The sequence below is a fragment of the Aquabacterium sp. genome, assembly GCF_021768455.1.
Lineage (GTDB): Bacteria > Pseudomonadota > Gammaproteobacteria > Burkholderiales > Burkholderiaceae_C > Aquabacterium.
This window is the reverse complement of record NZ_JAIZVX010000299.1, coordinates 1-1,380: the sequence shown is the minus strand read 5'-3', so window position 1 is coordinate 1,380 and position 1,380 is coordinate 1. Positions and strand designations below refer to the sequence as shown.

Annotated in this window: 1 protein-coding gene; it reads right to left on the bottom strand. The window is 74.7% G+C overall.

Annotation, left to right across the window (positions count from 1 at the left end):
- A partial coding sequence (gene glpD / locus QZ994_RS19890; protein WP_290877836.1) for a glycerol-3-phosphate dehydrogenase occupies positions 1 to 1,380 on the bottom strand: 1,380 nt, incomplete at both ends.

Here is a 1,380-nt window from a genome sequence, read left to right as displayed (position 1 = left end):
ACGCGGCTGCCATAGGCGCGCGACCAGCGCCGCGCCAGGGGCAGGTCCAGCCAGGGGTGGCGCTGGCGCAGCCGGGCCTGGAAAGCGACCATGTCCAGCTCGGGGTTGAGGGCCTCGTCGAGCAATTCGGTGAGCTGGGCGCCAGGCAGGAGGGCATCGCCCGTCCAGGCGTGGCGGCGCTCGCCCAGCAGTTCGCCCGCCAGGTTGGCGGCGCGTTCGGCCTGCTCTCGGAAGGTGGTGAGCTGCCCGCCCCAGACGGTCACCCAAGGCGCCGGACGGCGGCTGGCCTGCAGGCGTTCGTGGCGGCGGGCGCCCGCGGCCTCGCCCGCCCCCGCGGCACCGCGCCGGCCCTGCACCCGGCGCACCCCGGCGAACTGCCAGACCACATCCCCCGGCAGGACCGGGCGGCGCAGGTAGCGGCTGGTCTGCTGGCAGAGGTAGACGACCTCCTCGGGGTCGACGTCGACGCGGGCCGGATCGCCGGCGCAGGCCATCTCGCTGCTGCCGATGAGGGTGAAATCGCGCTCGTAGGGGATGGCAAAGAGCAGGCGTCCGTCCTGCGCGTAGAAGGTGTAGGCGTGGTCGTGGTCGAAGCAGCGGGGCACGACGATGTGGCTGCCCTTGACCAGGCGGGAGGCCTCGCCCGCCTCCGCCTTGTCCGGCCCGGCCCCGTGGAGGACGCCGTGCAGCAGGGCGTCTGCCCAGGGCCCGGCGGCATTGACGACCAGACCGGCCTGCACCGAGAGGCGGTGGGTCACGGTCCCGCTGAGCGCATCGGCGCAGACCAGGCCCACGCGCCAGCCCTGCCCGTGCGGCACGGCGCTGTCGACCCGGGTGCGGGTGAGCACCAGCGCGCCTTGCTCGGCGGCATCGAGCGCACAGAGGCTGACCAGGCGGGCGTCGTCCACCCAGGCATCGGCATAAACCAGGGCCTTGCCCCAGACCGATTGCAACGGCGCCCCCAGCGGGCTGCGCGCCAGGCCCACCGCCTGGTGCGGCGGCAGGCGACCCTGCGGCGCCAGCTGGTCGTACAGCCACAGCCCCAGCCGCACCTGCCATGCCGGGTGAGGGCCCGCGCCCAAGGGCAGCACAAAGCGCAATGGCCAGGTGATGTGGGGTGCGGCGTGCAGCAGCAGGTCGCGCTCGGCCAGGGCGCGGCGCACCCGGCCCCATTCGCCATGGGCCAGGTCGCGCACCCCGCCGTGCAGCATCTTGGTCGATGCCGAAGAGGTGTGCGAGGCCAGGTCGTGCTGCTCGCACAGCATCACCCGCCAGCCCCGGCCGGCGAGGTCGCGCGCCGTGCCCACGCCGTGGATGCCACCGCCCACGACCAGCACGTCGCAGTGGTGGTCGGCCTCCGGCGGCACGCCGGGCGGCGCC